The sequence below is a fragment of the Micromonospora sp. CNZ322 genome, from assembly GCF_007827755.1.
In genome coordinates, this window is sequence record NZ_VITD01000001.1 from 928,490 (window position 1) to 943,835 (window position 15,346).

The window sequence follows — 15,346 nt, forward strand, 5'->3', positions numbered from 1 at the left end:
GATGGGGTCCGCATCTGGATCATGGGCGAACTCCCTGGTACGGCAGTCGGGTGTGGACCGGCGACGGGTGAGTAGGGCACAGGGAACCGCCGGTTCGCCGGGTGACGCGCCGCACCCGGCGACCTAGCCGCGGGGCGCCGGATCAGGGGGCGCTGGAGTCGGCGTAGCGCAGGACGGCACCGATGCCGTGCTCCAACGACGCGTCCTCGGGCCCGACGAGAACCAGTTCGGCGTCGGTGCCGGCGATGGCACGCAGCAGTGCGGCATCGGCGCGTACCCGTTGGGGGTTCTGCACGCCGAGGGCGCGCAGGGTCTCCTCGTCGGCGGCGACGAGAGCGGCGTCGTCCGTGCCGATCCAGAGCGTGTCGGTGGAGGAGGCGTCGTGGACCAGCAGCACGGTGTCGACCTGCCCCCGCTGCAGACCCGCCACGACCTCGACCAGCCCGGTCGGCGCGTTGCCGTCCCCGGCCTGGGCCTGGTAGCGGTCGATGGTTTCGCGGGTGTGTCGGTCGGCCACCTCGGCGATGGCCTGGACGGTCACGTCGTCGAGGGCGGCGTTGTCCGCGCCGGCGTGCCGAGAGCCGGCGTCGGTGCGTACCGTACGGTCGCGCCACCGGACGGGCAGCCGCTCCACGAACAGCTGTGCGGCCCGGACGTCCCCGCCGACCACGATCACCTCGGCCCCGATTGACTCCGCCAGATCCACTGTGGCAGCGGCCACGTCACCGGCGTTGCGATCCCAGGAGACCTCGGCCGACTGCTGGTAGCGCCGCTGCGACCAGCCGCCGGCCTGCACCTTGCGCAGCGGAAAGGTCTCACCGCCCTCGACGGTGCGTTGTCTCGGCGTGCCGTCGGCGGTGACCGCGTCGAGGTCGCCGCCGGTACGGTCGGCGAGCACACGGACGTGGGCGATCTCCTCGCCGCGCTGGGCGAGCAGCGGCATGACGTGCGGCAGCGGACCGTGGTACGCCTCGTCGCTCGGCGGCGGCGCGGTCAACGGCTCGACCAGGGCGACCTGCCCCGCGCGGGCGAACAGGGCCAACCCGTACCGGCCGGGCTGGACGGGCTGGTCGCGCAGCGCCCCGTCGAGTGCGTCCAGGGTCGCCGGGTCGGCGCCCTGGCCGGCCAGGTCCTCCCGCAGGGCCCGCCAGCGCAGCTCCACCTCGTGCTCGGCGTTCTCGCCGGAGCGCGAGGCGTCCAGGTAGACCGACGCCCACGGGCCAGGCTGGTCGAACAGGGGGCGTAGAAAACGCAGGTTCATGACAGCACCTTTCGTCGTTCCTGACCCACCTCCTACCCCGACATCGCCGACCGTCACGTCCTGTCCGGCACCTGCCCCACCAGCTCGTCGACGCGTTCCGGTCCACCCTCGAGGAGATCACCCGCAGCGACCTCGACCTGCACGAGATTGGCGCCGCCGGCTCAGGTGCGCAGGGTCTGGTGCGGGCTGCGGCCGTAGGCGGCGCGGTAGTCGGTGCTGAACCGCCCCGGGTTGGCGAATCCCCAACGGGCGGCGATGGCCGCGACGGTGGTGCCGGTGGTCGGGTCGGCGGCCTGCAGGTCGCGGTGGGCGCGTTCCAGCCGTACTTGGCGGGCGTACCCCAGCGGGGTGGTGTCCCGGTAGCGGCGGAAGGCGTACTGGAGGGCCCGGGGGCGTACGCCGGCTGCCTCGGCCAGGTCGGCGATGGTGATGACGCTGGCGGCGTGCTCGTCCGCGTACGCCATCGCCCGGCGCAGTGACGCCGGAGTGACGTCACCCGGCGGGCGAAGGTCCCCGCCCAGCGCGGTGTTCGGGAAGGTGGCCAGGGCCGCGGTGGCGAGCAACTGGCGGGCCTGCCCGGCGAGGAGCGGGTTGGCAGCCGTCGCCGGATCGGCGAGCACACCCTGGGTGACGTAGCGCAACGTCTGCGCCCAGTGCCGCGCCATCGCTGTCGACACCGGGCGGGAGGCGTCGAAGCGCAGATCGGCGACGTCGATGCTCGCCTCGGCCTGGGCCACCTCCTCGACCAGCTTGCGGGGCAGCCGCACGGTCAGGATGTCGAGTTCGACACTGTCGCTCTCCTGCGGGAGGTCCGGCAGGGTCAGGGAGACGTCGCCGCGCCGGGGCCGGTCGACGGTCTTGCCCTCAGCGATGGTGTATTGCCCGCCGATCACGTAGACGACGTTGAGGTCGCGTTCCGGTCGGGTCCTGATCCAGGTGCGGGCGGGGAGCTGCATTCGGACGATCCCGACGTCGGCCAGGCTCGTGCTGACGCTGCGGAGCCCCACGCCCCCCGGGCCGACCGGGGCGAAGCGCGCGTCGACGTCGATGAAGGCACCCCGGATGAACGCCTGCGCCTCGTCGGCGTCGACGGTCTCGTACCGCTGCCAGTGACTGCCGGGGCCGTCTGCACCAGCCTTCGACCCCATGTTGTTGCCATCCGCCACCATGATCGCCGCCGTTCGCGTATCCGTGTTGCCTGTCCACGGTACGCAGGTTCTTCACGCGTCGCGCAACGGCGCGGCGCTCGGTTGGCACCCGGTCTGGCGTCGGCGCTATGCAGGGCGCAAGGTCAACCCCTGTCACGGGCAAAGGCCCCGCAGGTCCCACCGGTCAAGCAGTCGGGCGGTGGGACCCGTCCGTGCGACGACCGGTTGGGCGGCAGTGCCGTCCCGCCTGCCCCTGAGGTCGAGGGCCCGGAACCAACTGGCTCCGGGCCCTCCTTCCGCCGAGCTCAGGGGCTGGTGCAGGTGACGCTGCTGGGTGTGGTGGCACCGTTGCCCGTGGCAGTGAAACCGAAGGTGGTCGAGGCGTTCGGACCAACCGTGCCGTTGTAGGCGGCGTTCTTGACGGTGACGCTGCCGGTGGTGCCCGTGTTGGTGCCGCTCCAGAGACTGCTGATGGCCTGACCACTGGCCAGGGTCAGGCCCACCGTCCAGCCGTTCAGGGGCGCGGTGGAGCTGTTGGCCACTGTCACCTCAGCCTGGAAGCCGCCGGGCCAGGTGTTGATCGTCCGGTAGGTGGCAGTGCAGGTGCCGGGCTCCCCGGTCGGCGGCGGCGTGGTCGGCGGCGGGTCGGTCGGCGGCGGGGTGGTCGGCGGCGGGTCGGTCGGCGGCGGGGTCGTCGGAGGCGTGGTCGACTCGAACTGGCTGAAGAACCTCCAGATCTCCCCCGAGGTCCAGGTCCGCGAGTCGTTGGGGCTGCCCGACCCGTCGACCGGACTGGGGGTGTGGTCCCCGTCGAACGCCGCCCACTGCACCGGGTAGCCGGCCCGGCATCCCGAGTAGGCGGTGGTGATGTGGGTGAGGCTGCCCCGGCTCGGCTCACGCGGGCTCTGCGCGGTGCAGCCGTTGTTTCGCACGAACGTGTCGCGCAGTTGCCGACCCTGGGAGATGTTCAGCACGCTGTCGTAGATGCCGTGGATGCCGAAGTAGGCGACCGGCTGCGTACCCCCGTTGCATCCGCTGAGGTTGGCACCGGAGAGGACGCTGACCGCGCGGATGACAGTGGGCCGGGCGCAGGCCACCGCGTAACTCATGGCCCCGCCGTAGCTCCAGCCCAGGGCGAAGCGCTGGGTGGTGTCGACGCAGAGGTCGTTCTCGATCTGCCGGGAGATGTCGTCGAAGAGGGTCAGGTCCCGACCGTTGGTGTTGGCCCAGCCGGCGTTGAGACCCTGTGGAGCAACGAAGATCGTGCTGTTGTTCGACAGCGGCTGGAGCCCGTAGTAGCCGGCCGACGTGACGTTGTTGGCCGAGCCGTTCAACCAGTGGAAGCCGAAGATCAGCCGGTAGGGGCGGTTCCGGTCGTATCCGTCCGGGATCCGCAGGTTGTACGTACGACTCTGGCCGCTGCTCTGAATCGTCCGCGTCCCGCTGGCGAGTGTGGGGGCCTTGCCGCAGCCGGCGGTCGCCGCGAGGGTGCCATTGGTGGCGGCCACCGCCGTCGCACCGAAGCCGCCGCTCAACGCGCCGCCGGTGGTGGCCGCGAGGAGAAGCGCCGCGGCCGCGATGGATGGGAGGAAGAACCTACGTCTGAGCATTGCTTGGGCTCCTTGCCGTTCGGCGACCAACCGTGGTCGCCAGGCATCGACGGGGGCCCGGACTGGTCACCGACCGGGAAGGTGGCGGGAGGGGCGGGCCCCTCGGCGCGTCTTCGCCGACTGGCTCGGGTGACCGGGAGCGTGCCCTTCACTCCCGGGTGAAAGATAGCATGTTATCGATAACACACCGAGCCGATCGAGGCTCCCGGGCTCACCCTCCGAACGGTCGCGCCGCCCACTCGGCGGCCACTTTGTGCAGGTCACCGGTGCGAAAATGCGGGGGCTCGTGCAGCAGGAAATCACGGTGGCTGATGTTCCAGGCGTACGCCCCGGCCATGGCGAAGGCCAGCACGTCGCCCACGCCGATCGGCCCAGCGGTGGCCGACCGAGACAGCACGTCCTTCGGGGTGCAGAGTTGCCCGACCACTGTGACCGGCCCGCCGTCGGTGCGGGAGCCGCCGACACCCGGCCGCGGGTGCACTGTGAACGGCTGCGCGTGCCCCTTCGCCGCCGGAGTCCGCAGGTGGTGCGTCCCACCGGCCACCACCACGAACCACTCGCCGTAGGAGCGCTTCACGTCGACGACCTCGGTGAGGTACGCCCCGCAGTAGGCGGTGACCGACCGGCCCGGCTCGATGCGCAGCCGCACGCCCGGGTGCCTGTCGAGGACGTCCGCCAGGGCCTGGCCGTAGCCCTCCCAGTCGAACCGCGCGTCCGGGTCGGTGTAGTCGACGGTCATGCCGCCGCCGACGTCGACCTCGGCGGCGTCGACCTCGGCCGTCGCCCAGCCGACCACGGCGGCGGCGACCGTCGCGGCGAGCGGTGCGTCCAGTCCGCTGGCCAGATGGGCGTGGATTCCGCGTACGTCGATGCCGGCGGGCGGGCGGCGGGCGCACGCGACCGCGTCGGCCGGGTCCATGCCGAACGGGCTGGGTCCACCGCCCATGACCAGGCTGGCGCCCGGCGCGTCGACCGGCAGGTTCACCCGCAGCAGCACCTGGGCCGACCGGCCGGCCGCGGTGGCCAGCGCGCCGAGTCGCGCCAGTTCGCTGGGTGACTCGACGTGGATGCGGTGCACCCCGGCGGCGAGAGCGGCGGCGAGGTCCGCATCGGTCTTGCCCGGCCCGGCGTACGCGGCCGGCGCCCGTCCCGGCAGCACCTCGGCAAGCCTGCGCAGCTCGCCCCGGCTGGCGGCCTCGAACCCGTCGACGATCGGGGCGAGGGTTCGCAGCACACCGGGATCAGGGTTGGCCTTGACCGCGTAGAGCAGCTCGACCGGCCGGGGCAGCGCCGCCCGGATGGCTCGGGCCTGCCTGGCCAGCGCGTCGAGGTCGTGGACGTAGACCGGTCGGGTCATCGTGGCCCACCCATCGGGTTCGGCACCGGCACGAACGGTGCGGCCCGGTCGGCGTCGCGCCGCCACCGGACCAGCAGGTTCGCCTTCGCCAGCAGCGGCTTCCCGGTCAGCAGCGCGCGCAGCTCCGCTGGCTCACCGAGGTCGGCGGCCACCGCCTCGACGACGGTGCGCAACTCCTGCCACAGCCGCAGTTCGATTCCCGGCCGCGCGTCGGCGAGAGCCCCGCTGATCCCACCAAGGTGGTTGACGAACAGGCAGTAGACGATCCGGCGGTGGGCGGCCCGGGGACCGTATCGGACCTGCGCCGGGACGCCGTCCGGCCAGGTGCCCCACCGACCGGCGTCCAGCTTCACCCCCTCCAGGTCGCGCAGCAGCATGCGTACCGGACGGTGATCCCGGTCGAGCACGACGACCACGTTCTGCAGGTGCGCCTCGTGCACGACGCCGTGGCCGAGCCAGCTGCGCAGCACCGCCGGCACCAGCAGGCCGACGTACGCGCGCCACCAGGCCACCGGATCCGATGTCACCAGCGGCGTTGCGGCCAGCGCCGCCGCCAGCACCGGCGTGTCGCCGGGACGCAGATGCGGGCGCAGACCGCCGCGCAGGATCGTCCCGTACGCCTCGTCCGGGCCGGGGACGTCAACAGTGCGGTAGGCGGGCTCCGCGAGCAGCCCCACCCCGTCCGGCAGCGGCACCCGGGCCAGCAGGTCGGTCAGCGCCACCGCTCCGGTGAGTTCGTAGCGGGCGTTCTTGCGCAGGCAGTTGGTGATCCGCACGTGCAGGCTGGTCTTCACGAACAGGTCGGCCTCGGGGGCGTAGAGGGTACGGACGCTCGCCGTGGGTCGTACCGGCACACCGGCCGCCCCCAGGTCGCGCAGCAGTGGGTGGGTGGGCGGGATCAGCGACAGCTGCCAGGGGTGCACCGGCAGGACGCGGTGCCCGCGCGGGGGCCGTGGCGGGTCGAGCGCCGCCACCAGCGGATCGAACGGCCCGGCGTCGGCGATCAGGTCGTCCGGTACGGCCAGCCAGTGCAGCCGGAACGCGGTGCGCAGCTCGGGCGCGTACGCCCGCCAGCTGTCCGGGTCACCGCTGCGCCACTTCGGGGTGGGGTGGTGCGGGTGGCCGAAGACCAGCGACTGCTCGGAGTCGACGTACGCGTCGATGGCCGGCTCACCGGTGGGCGTCGGATCCTCGGCCGGTCGGTCGGCCAGCAGCCGGGCCACTGTGTCCCGGCTGGCCCGGACCTGCTCGGCGAACTCGTGGTTGACCAAGCCGGTACGGGTGGTGAGCTCCGCCGCGACCAGGTCGGCCAAGCCGTCCGCGTCCAGGTCTTCCCACCGTCCGCCGCCGGTAGTGCGTTGGACCGGGCCGCTGTAGCGGTGCGCGCCGAGCGGCGAGGCTCGCGCGACCTCGCAGCGCACTGTGACGTCGAGGTGCCGCAGCAGCAGCCGGACGGTGCCATCGACCACGGCCGGGGTCCCGTCCGGCGGGGCCAGCTCGCGCAGCAGGCAGCCGAAGACGGCGTGGGCGGCGGCCAGGTCGGCGCGCTGACCGGTGTCGGTGGCCGGCCGGGAGCGCAACTGCGCGCTCGTCATTGTGTCTCCCGGAGGTAGTTCGGGCCGGTGCGAAGGTAGTACTTGTTGATGTCGGCGCAGCCCAGCCGCTGTTTGGGCAGCAGGGTGCCGGCGGTGAGCATTGCCTTGATCGGCAACTGGGTAGCGTGCAGGACCCGATCGGTGAAGGTCCGCGCCGCCGGTCCGTCGCCCCACCGGTCGCGGGCGGCGCCGAGCCGGGGCACCAGCGCCTCGGCGGGTGTCGGCACGGGCAGTCCCCGGGCTGCCAGGGCGATCAGGGGCGCGGCCGCGGCCAGGTGCAGGGTGATGGTGATGAACACGTCGGCCAACTCGTGCGGGTCGCGCGCCCACATCCGGTCGTCGTACAGGGCGAGACCGTTCGGGCCGTCGTGTCGCCTGTCGAGCCGGGCGCCGTCGTTGTCCTTGTAGAGCAGGCCGACAGTGCCGTCCGGGTGCACCAGCAGGTGGATGTTCTGCGGGTGCGCCTCCAGGGCGATCCCGTGGCGTAGCCAGAGAAAGACGTGCCAGTCGAGCAGCAGGTCCAGGTAGGACTCCAGCAGCGCGACGGGCCGCTGCGGGCTGATCCGTTCGAGCACCGTGCCCGCCACCGGGTCGGCTGCGGCGAGGGCCGCGACCGGCACCACCTGGACTCCGGCCAGGTCGCGTGGAAATCGGCGCAGCAGGAAACCGCGCCGCTCGTCGCCGTCGACGTGCGCCCAGGTGCTCTCGTCGGTGTGCCGGATCCGACCGGCGAAGCTGGGTTCGGCGGCGGCGATCCGGTCGAGCAGCGCGGCGACGGCCGCGCCGTCGGCGAGCGAGCCCGCTTGCAGCGTGCGGCGGTTGCGGGCGCCGAGACTCGCGGTCGGCAGCGGCAGCTTGAGATGCAGGTACGGGTCGTGGCCAAGCGCCACCGTCCGCATGGAGAGGGTGGGGCGCACCGGGGTCACCGGCAGGTCGACCACCGTGAGCGCGTCGCGGGCCACTGTGATCGGATGGGCTGGCAGCAGCAGCTGACCCGGTCGCGGTGCGCGCGGCCACCACCCTGGCAGCTCGCCCGCGAGTCGGACGTCGTCGGCCGGGGCGGCGTACCAGCGCAGTGCGAAACGTGGGGCGTGCTCCGGGGCGTATCGGAGCAGTTCGTCGTCGCGCAGACCGTGCCGGCAGCGGTCGGTGGGGTAAACGGGGTGGCCGTGGTGGGCGGCGAGCACGTCGTCCAGGAGCGCCGCCGGCAGGCCGGTCGGGGTGTGCGCGCGTTCGGCCTCCACCTCGGTGAGCACCCGTGCCCGGTTGCGGGCGGCGAGCCGCCGGGCCCGCAGGTCGGCGTGGCACTCGACGCCGAAGTCCCGCCAGCCGGCCTCGGCCTCGGCGTTGTCGCGCGGGGCGAACAACGTCAACAGTCCGTCCAGCGTCTCCGTACGCCGCACGTCGCCGGCGCGGGTCACCAGCAGCACCATCGGCGCGGCGCTGCGCAGGGCCTGCTGGAACCCGTCCGCCCGGACCGGAATGCGCAGTAGACCAGCGGGGTGTGGCACCTGCCACCAGTCGGGTCCGTCCGCTCGGCCGGCGCTGTGCAAACCGAGGTGATTCTCGCGCAGCAGAGCGTCGAGCACCCGGGCGAAAACCTCCCGCTCGCAGTCGTCGCTCACTCGGCGATGGTCCACTGGAGGTCGCTGCGGAGGGCGGCCAGCGACTGCCGCACGGTGGTCTCGTCGGGACCGATCCCGTGCAGCACGGCGAGGTAGTCACGGTTCGTGCCGGTGCGCTCGGCGGCGCGGCCCACCTCGCGCAGCGGACGGCAGCCCAGCCGGACGTCGCCGTGGACGGTGTCGAGTGGGCCCGGCGCGGCGACGAGACGGCCGGTCCGGTCCGCGCAGACGTACTCGACCCGGGCGTAGCGGTCGACCGTGTCGGGCAGGGCGAGGGCGGTCAGCGGCTCGCCGAGGTGTAGCCGGATGACGTACTCGAACAACGGCACACCGAGCAGTTCGGCGAGGATCAAGTCCATCCGGTCGCCGATGAGGCGGTAGTTCACCTCGATCAGCCGAACCCTGCCGTCGGAGACGACGTACTCGGTGTGGCAGGCGCCGAAGCCGACCCCGAGCGCGTCGAGCCGCGCCCGCAGTTGGGTGCGCGCCTGCTCCGCCGGGGGCGACCAGGCGAGGCTCTCCTCGGTGAAGGTCGGCGGCGGACCGAGGCCGGTGTGCCACCCGCCGAGGGAGGCCAGCTTGGTGCCGTCGCCGAGGGTCTCGAAGGTCCGCAGCTCGCCGGCGAGGTACTCCTCGACCACCAGTGCCACGTCCGGCCGCCGACCACGGATCTCGGCGACCCGGGCGACCAGCTCGGCGTGGTCGGCCACCAGGTACGCGTCCTCACTGGCCACCCCCTCGCGGGGTTTGACCACCGCCGGGAACATCCCGGTCGGCACGTCCGGCGGGGCGCCGGGGTCGACGGTGACGGTGCGTACCAGATCGAGGCCCGCAGCGGCGATCGCCCGGCGGGCCCCGGCCTTGTCCTTGCAGAGACGGGCGGCGTCCGGGTCCTTGCCGGGCAGGCCGAGCTTTCGGGCGGCGATCGCGGTGGCCTCCTGGAGATGGTCGCTGTTGGACAGTAGCGCCACCGCTCGGGTGGGTGCCGCCGCCGCGACCACCGCGGCCGGGTCGCGGACCGGGCAGGGCGCCACCCGCACGTCTGCCGGCCACTCGGCTGGCCGGTCGGTCAGCACGGTCGCCGACAGCCCGAGCGACGCCGCCGCCGGGAGGAACCCGTCCAGGACTGCGTCGGTGGGGTTGAGCGCGGTCAGGTAGAGCCGCATACCGCCTCCGTCGACTACCACGATGTGACTATTAGGGTAGCCTACCCTTATTAGACGGTTTTGATGCGATCTGCCCGGTGCAGCAAGCCGGCGGCAACCAGGCCACCGATCAACACCGCAGCCGCACCCACCAACTGGCCCGTCTCCAGCGCCGAGGCGAAGGCGACCGTCACGGCCTCTCGTTCGGCCCCTTCACCGGCGGCGGCGAGAGCCGCCGGAAACGACCCGGCACCGGCCAGGGCCGCCGGCAGCAGGGCCGCGAACCGGGCGTTCAGCACGGCACCCAGCACCGCGATGCCGAGGCTGCTGCCGACCTCCGTCATGGTGCCGTCGACCCCCGCGCCCGCGCCGGCCTTCGCCGCCGGGATCGCGCTCATCACCGCCTCGACGATGGCCGGATTGGCCAACGCGCAACCGACACCCATGACGAGCAACCCGACCAGCAGCACCCCGTACCCGTCGGACGGGAAGAGGGTGACCAGCGCGAGTCCGGCCGCGAGCAGCGTCATGCCGACGGCGATGGCGGCCGCCAGGCCGAGCCGACGGATCACACTCGCGACGACGCCGCTGACGTTGAGCAGCACGATGGACAGCGCGAAGGGCGCCATCCGCAGACCGGCCTCCCAGGCGGGGTAACCCCGGACGAACTGGAGGTGCTGGGTGAGCAGGAACAGCGCGCCGGTGGCGCCGAACGTGATCAGCACGACGCCGGAGATCGCACCGACGAAGCGCCGGTCCCGGAAGAAGCGCATGTCCAGCATCGGGTGCGCGATCCGTCGTTCCCACCGCACGAAGATCCCGAGCAGGAGTACGCCGGCGGCCGCCGCGCCGATCACCTCGGTCGACGCCCACCCGCGCTCCGGCCCGGAGATGATCGCCCAGACGACCGCGGTCAGGCCGGCGGTGGAGAGCACGGCGCCGAGCACGTCGAGTCGGCCGCCGGCCGGCCCGCGGGACTCGGGAACCAGCGCGCGGCCGACGAGCAGGCAGACCAGCACGATCGGCACGTTCATCAGGAAGATCGCGCCCCACGGCAGATGCGCGAGGATCGTGCCGCCGATCGGTGGCCCGATGGCGAAGCCCAACGCGCTGGTGGCGGCCCAGATGCCGATCGCCCGGGACCGCTCGGCGGCGTCGAAGACCTGCATTGCCACCGCGAGTGTCGCGGTGACCAGCAACGCACCACCAACGCCCATCCCGGCCCGCGCGGCGATCAACTGCCCGCTGGTGCTGGCCAGACCGGCGGCCAGCGAGCCGACCCCGAACAGGACCAGGCCGGCGAGCAGCATCCGGCGGCGGCCGTACCGGTCGGCGGCGCTACCGGCGGTGAGCAGCAACCCGGACAGCACCAACGCGTACGCGTTGATCATCCACTGCACCTCGGCTGTGCTGGCACCCAACTCGGTGGTGAGCACCGGCACCGCCACGGTCAGCACGGTGTTGTCCAACACCACTACCAGTTGCGCGACGCACAGCACGGCCAGGATGAGCCATCTCTGTGGCAGTCGTGCTGATGTCGCGATGTCGGTGGCCGGCTGGACGGTGGTCACGCCACCGCCTTGACGCCGTCCACTGCGGGCTGCTCGGTGGGCTGCTCGGCGGTCGGGCCGACGGCGGGGCCGGGCCGGTGCGGGAATCGCCGCTGGTGAAAGAGGCCGAGTGCGACCCCGGCGACCACCAGCACGATGGCCGCGACCGCAACCGCCGGATAGCCGACTCGGTCGGCCGCCGCGAGACCGATGGACGCCGCCACGAACGAGCAGACCAGGCCGAACGACGACAGCACTGTGAAGTCGGTGCCGCCGGTGTCGGGCCGGGAGTAGTCCATGTTGACCGTGTAGAGCACGACGTTGGCGATGGTGTAGGCCACCATGAAGCAGCAGAGCGCGGCGACCGTCCCGCCCAGCGGAGCGCTGCCGTTCATCAGCGGCAGCAGCAGCAACGTCGACACAGTGAGCGCCACGCCGCCGACCACGAGCACCCCGCCGCGCCCGAACCGCCCGATCCCGAGCCCCGCGACCAGGCCCGCCACGATGGCCGGGGCGCTGGTCACCACGCCGGTGACGACGCCGATCCGACCCAACGACCACCCGGCGTCGACCAGCGCCGGGGTGACCAGGGCGTACGCCATGCCCGCGCCGACGTAGACGAGCGGCACCACACCGAAGGTCCACCACCGGCAGCCTGGCTGGCCGAACACCGACAGCAACGCCCGGTAGGCGGCGCCGACCCGTTCCACCCGATCGGTACGGGGAGGCTCCCGGAACCGCCACACCACCAGCAGGCCGACCGCCGTCATCGCGGCCAGCAGGCCGATCGCCGGCACCCAGCCGAACTGGTCGTAGACCAGAACGCAGGCGCCACCGCCGAGCAGGTTGCCGAGGTAGCTCGCGGCGACCTGGATGCCGTTGCCGGTGCCCCGGGCCGAGTCGGCCAGCATCCGGACCGCGACGGCGTCCACGGCGATATCCTGGGTGGCCGAGAAGAACACGTACGCGGCGCAGATCGCGATGATCGGGCCGAGCGCGTCGGCCGGGCTGGCGAACGGCAGCAGCGCCAGCAGGGCGAGCACCAGAGCGGTCTGGAGCACGAGCAGCCAGGAGCGGTAGTGGCCGCGGTGCCGTGAGCCGTACCGGTCGAGAATCGGCGCCCAGAGGAACTTGATGGGCCAGATCAGGCCGACGATCTGCAACAGCGCCAGCGTGTCCAGCGAGGTGCCACCGTCGCGCAGGATGGCGGTGAGCCCGACGGTGATGAAGCCGACGCCGAGGTACTGAGTGACGTACAGCGCGGTGAGGGTGCCGAGCCGGCCCTTCATGCCGCTTTCCAGTAGCCGAGGGAGGTCAACCGGTCCTTGTCGACGCCCAGCGTCTTGCGGAGGTGTCGGGTGATGCCCCGGGTGGTGGCCGCCTCGCAGGCCACCCAGTAGTGGCCCGCGCCGGTGGTCGGCACTGCCGCGCAGACCGTGTCGACGAGGTGCTGACCCTCGTCGCGCCGTGGCACCCAGGTGACGTCGTGGTGCGCCCGGGCCCGCAACGCGAGCGCCTTCTCGCCCTCGTGGGCGTACTCCAGCCAGACCGTCGCCGGGATGTCGGCACCGGCGTCGAGCAGGCTGTTCACCGCGGGCAGGGAGGCCGCGTCGCCGACCAGGTAGAGGTGCTCGGGCGCGGGGTCGGGTAGCTCGAACGCACTGCCCTGCACTGTCGCGCTGATGGTGTCGCCGACCTCGGCCGTGGTGGCCCACCGGGCCGCACACCCGTCGTGGATGGCGAATTCGAGGGTGAATCGGCCGCTGGTCGGGTCGGGGTCGACCAGCGTGTAAGCGCGCTGGTGGGCCCGGCCGTCGTTGTCGAACCACAGCCGGATCCACATCGTGGGGTGCACCCCGCACGTCTCCAGCAGGCCGCCCCCGTCCAGGAGGAGCCGCTGGTAGTGCCCGTCGATCGACTCGGTGCTCAGGACGGTCAGCTGAAAGTCCCGCCCTCCCATGGCCTTGAGGACCAGGGCCTCCCAGTTCCGTTTCACGCACCCCTCCAGGTAAGGTCATCCTTGGTTAGGGGAGGTTAACCTAAGTTGCGCCCCGGATGGAACAGAGGACAGCGCCCGATGACGTACCAGGAGAAGATCGCCGGTCTCGGCGAGCTGTCGTTGGTGACCGTGGACCCCGACCGGGACGCCGCGCTCCTGCACGGCTGGGTGATCCTCCCCCGCAACTCCTTCTGGGGCATGGGTTCGCACACCCTCGAAGAGGTACGCGAGATCTACGCCTTTGTGGACAGCCTGCCCACGCATCACGCGTACCTGATCACTGTCGATGGTGAGCCGGTCGGCCTCTTCCAGAGCTATCAGCCCGAGGCGGACCCGGTCGGCGAGCGCTACCCCGTCCAGCCCGGCGACGTGGGGATGCACCTGCTGCTCAGCCCCGACCGACGCCTCGCCCGCAGCCTCACCAACGCCGCCGGCCCGGCCGTCGCGCGCTTCCTGTTCCGCGACCCGACCGCGCAGCGGATCGTGGTGGAGCCGGACGTCCGCAACCACCTTGCCCTACGCCGACTGGAGATCGAGGGCTTCACCTTCGACTCCGAGATCGACATGCCGGACAAGCGGGCCCAACTCGCGTTCCTGACCCGCGCCCGATTCGCGGAGAGGCACCCGACGCCGGCCTGACCACCAACGCGGCCGGCGACCGTCAGCCGTTGGCGTTCCAGAAGCCGACGAGGGTAGCGGTCCACCACGTGAGCTGCGAGATCGTGGCGGCGGCGACAGCGGGCAGCAGGGCGGACCAGGGTGGGCGGCCCTGCACGGCCACGAGTCGATCCCGGACCCGGCCGAGGAACAACCCGTTGATGCCGACCACCAGCACCGCGAGCAACTTGACCCAGACCAGCCCGGACGACGTGTCCGGCCCGAGGGCGGCCCCGCTGGCGAGCAGACCCACCAGGCCCAGCCAGATGAGCAGGTGTGCGCCGCGGGCGGCGGTCAGGACGGTGCCGAGCGGTTCGCGGCGCAGCAGCCAGCGGAGGCTGAACCAGTCCACCGTCAGCACCGCGCCGAAGCCCACCACGAGGCAGGTCAGGTGGCAGAAGAGGGCGACCATCCGCGCACCCGGAGAGAGGGTGACGTGTGGCGCGACCAGGATCGCGAGCAGCCATCCGAGGCTGACCGTCGAAACGGACGCGACGATGGCGGCCCGGCCGGCGGCGCGACGGTGGCCACCGCGCCAACCTGCCGCCGGCACCGGGGCGACCGCGTCGGGCGGTGGCGCGCTGCGGGTCCGGTGCGTCGCGCGCCGCACCGGGCGGACGGCGTCCGACGTGACGGCACAGTGGGCGGGACGGGACGACCGGGACGGAGGGAGGACGTCGGCGTGCAGGTCAGACGTCCGCATCGGCCGGTCCTCTGGGCCGCATGCTCAGCCGCCCGGTGCGGCGGTGGGCGCACCGGGCCGGTTGTCCAGCGAGTGAAGCTCGGCAGCCCGCGCCTGCTGGATCCGGCCGGCGAGTGCCTTCAGCTCCGGGCTTCCCCCGGCGGTCTGCTCGCCCCGGCACAGCACCACTGTCTGCGCGAGGTGCGCCCGGATCAGCCCAGCCGCCCGGGACGACACCTCCGCGTCGGAAGCGGCACGCAGCTCGGCGAGGCTGGCCTCGGTGACCATGCCGGGCATCTGATGCCCCTCGTGGATGTTCAGCTCCGGCACGTTGCCCGCTGCCAGGAGTCCACGCAGGTCCCGCAACTCCGCCTGATGGGCCTTCCGGACCTCGCCGAGGAGTGCCCGCAGCGACGGATCCGCCGGGCGGGTGTCGAGCTGGTCGATCAGCGCGAGCGCGCCCTCGTTCATCGGGATCAGCAGTTGGATGAAGGCGTCGTCGGTGCCGTTGAGCACCACCGGCGCGATCGGCACCGCAGCGGCCGACGACGCTGCCGCCGACGACGCTGCTGGTGCCTGGTTGGTGCGGCCCCAGCCCTGACTGAGCCCGACGGCCACCGCCGTGGCGACCAGTGTCGCGACGACGCCGACCAGCCGCCCGGCCCGTACGCGAAGCCCTCGGCGCTCCACCATGATCTGCTCGTCCATCCGATCGCC

Annotated in this window: 13 protein-coding genes; 1 reads left to right on the plus strand and 12 read right to left on the minus strand. The window is 72.4% G+C overall.

Annotation, left to right across the window (positions count from 1 at the left end; genetic code table 11):
- Window positions 1-142 precede the first annotated feature (142 nt).
- The 10 genes from FB453_RS04335 to FB453_RS04380 all read right to left on the minus strand — a co-directional run bounded on the left by FB453_RS04335 (window position 143) and on the right by FB453_RS04380 (window position 13,287).
- On the minus strand, window positions 143-1,261 hold the full coding sequence (locus FB453_RS04335) for a baeRF2 domain-containing protein (protein ID WP_145787617.1): 1,119 nt from the start codon (window positions 1,259-1,261) through the stop codon (window positions 143-145).
- A gap of 161 nt (window positions 1,262-1,422) precedes the next feature.
- A complete protein-coding gene (locus tag FB453_RS04340) occupies window positions 1,423-2,430 on the minus strand; it encodes a helix-turn-helix domain-containing protein (RefSeq protein ID WP_145787619.1) in 1,008 nt (335 codons plus the stop codon).
- 284 nt (window positions 2,431-2,714) lie between these two features.
- A complete protein-coding gene (locus tag FB453_RS04345) occupies window positions 2,715-4,019 on the minus strand; it encodes a cellulose binding domain-containing protein (protein ID WP_145787621.1) in 1,305 nt (434 codons plus the stop codon).
- A 211-nt stretch (window positions 4,020-4,230) separates the two neighbouring features.
- Window positions 4,231-5,376: an alanine racemase gene (locus FB453_RS04350; RefSeq protein WP_145787623.1), complete on the minus strand. Its 1,146-nt coding sequence runs from the start codon at window positions 5,374-5,376 to the stop codon at window positions 4,231-4,233.
- Entirely contained in the window at window positions 5,373-6,971 is a 1,599-nt protein-coding gene (locus FB453_RS04355; RefSeq protein WP_145787626.1) for an IucA/IucC family protein, read from the minus strand. The genes FB453_RS04350 and FB453_RS04355 overlap by 4 nt, the downstream gene beginning before the upstream one ends.
- Window positions 6,968-8,596 carry an IucA/IucC family siderophore biosynthesis protein gene (locus FB453_RS04360; protein ID WP_145787628.1) on the minus strand — a complete coding sequence of 543 codons (1,629 nt, stop codon included), beginning with the start codon at window positions 8,594-8,596 and terminating at the stop codon, window positions 6,968-6,970. The genes FB453_RS04355 and FB453_RS04360 overlap by 4 nt, the downstream gene beginning before the upstream one ends.
- Window positions 8,593-9,762 carry an ATP-grasp domain-containing protein gene (locus FB453_RS04365; protein WP_145787883.1) on the minus strand — a complete coding sequence of 390 codons (1,170 nt, stop codon included), beginning with the start codon at window positions 9,760-9,762 and terminating at the stop codon, window positions 8,593-8,595. The genes FB453_RS04360 and FB453_RS04365 overlap by 4 nt, the downstream gene beginning before the upstream one ends.
- A gap of 50 nt (window positions 9,763-9,812) precedes the next feature.
- A complete protein-coding gene (locus tag FB453_RS04370) occupies window positions 9,813-11,312 on the minus strand; it encodes an MFS transporter (protein WP_145787630.1) in 1,500 nt (499 codons plus the stop codon).
- The gene (locus FB453_RS04375) at window positions 11,309-12,580 is read right to left on the minus strand and encodes an MFS transporter (protein ID WP_145787632.1); all 1,272 of its coding nucleotides are present in this window, start codon (window positions 12,578-12,580) and stop codon (window positions 11,309-11,311) included. Before FB453_RS04375 ends, FB453_RS04370 begins: the two co-directional genes overlap by 4 nt.
- A complete protein-coding gene (locus tag FB453_RS04380; RefSeq protein ID WP_145787635.1) occupies window positions 12,577-13,287 on the minus strand; it encodes a siderophore-interacting protein in 711 nt (236 codons plus the stop codon). The genes FB453_RS04375 and FB453_RS04380 overlap by 4 nt, the downstream gene beginning before the upstream one ends.
- Window positions 13,288-13,368: 81 nt before the next feature.
- Here FB453_RS04380 and FB453_RS04385 point away from each other — a divergent pair, with 81 nt between their 5' ends.
- Window positions 13,369-13,929 (plus strand): GNAT family N-acetyltransferase, encoded by a 561-nt coding sequence (locus FB453_RS04385; RefSeq protein ID WP_145787637.1) that lies wholly within the window; start codon window positions 13,369-13,371, stop codon window positions 13,927-13,929.
- 22 nt (window positions 13,930-13,951) lie between these two features.
- On the opposite strand, the gene FB453_RS04390 is transcribed toward FB453_RS04385, so the two are convergent.
- Window positions 13,952-14,650 (minus strand): hypothetical protein, encoded by a 699-nt coding sequence (locus FB453_RS04390; protein ID WP_145787639.1) that lies wholly within the window; start codon window positions 14,648-14,650, stop codon window positions 13,952-13,954.
- Between the two features lie 24 nt (window positions 14,651-14,674).
- Window positions 14,675-15,337, minus strand: coding sequence for a DUF305 domain-containing protein (locus FB453_RS04395; RefSeq protein WP_486480146.1), 663 nt, complete (start codon window positions 15,335-15,337; stop codon window positions 14,675-14,677).
- Between the last annotated feature and the right edge of the window lie 9 nt (window positions 15,338-15,346).